At 39.9% G+C, this 406-nt stretch carries 1 pseudogene; it reads right to left on the bottom strand.

The features are described 5' to 3' along the window. Positions 1 to 392: pseudogene (locus tag RU86_RS11860) on the bottom strand (hypothetical protein); the annotation flags it as partial. Between the last annotated feature and the right edge of the window lie 14 nt (positions 393 to 406).

The raw sequence follows: 406 nt of genomic DNA, 5'->3' as shown, positions 1-406 counted from the left end.
ATTTTTTTGATTTTATCCCCAGCTATTTTCTGAGCATCATTTCTTTTCCAGGGTGAGCTGTCAGTCTCATCTAATGTACCTGAGTTGATCGTTAAGGTACCTGTAGCGTTATCAAACCCCCATGGTGCATCTCCCCAAGTAAGTATTTTAATTTCTGAGACGTAGGTGCCCGCTTTTAAGTCACCTTTTCCATAGTGAGTGATGAAGTCATCTGAGGTATAAGGAGCTGACTGATCATCTTTTTTAATCCAGTTGCCAGTCAGATATTTTCCATCAAGTAGCAGCTCTGATGTGGATGCTAGTGCTCGTGGTTTTCTTAAATTACTGTCTGTATTGACAAATTTAAACCTGTCCCCTAATGTTAAACTGATAAGCGTTATATCTTTAAACATCCCGCCCATCTGTG

This window comes from Pseudolactococcus piscium (assembly GCF_002441695.1).
Taxonomy (GTDB): Bacteria; Bacillota; Bacilli; order Lactobacillales; family Streptococcaceae; genus Pseudolactococcus; species Pseudolactococcus piscium.
The sequence above is the reverse complement of the archived record's forward strand: the minus strand, read 5'-3'. Positions and strand labels throughout refer to the sequence as shown.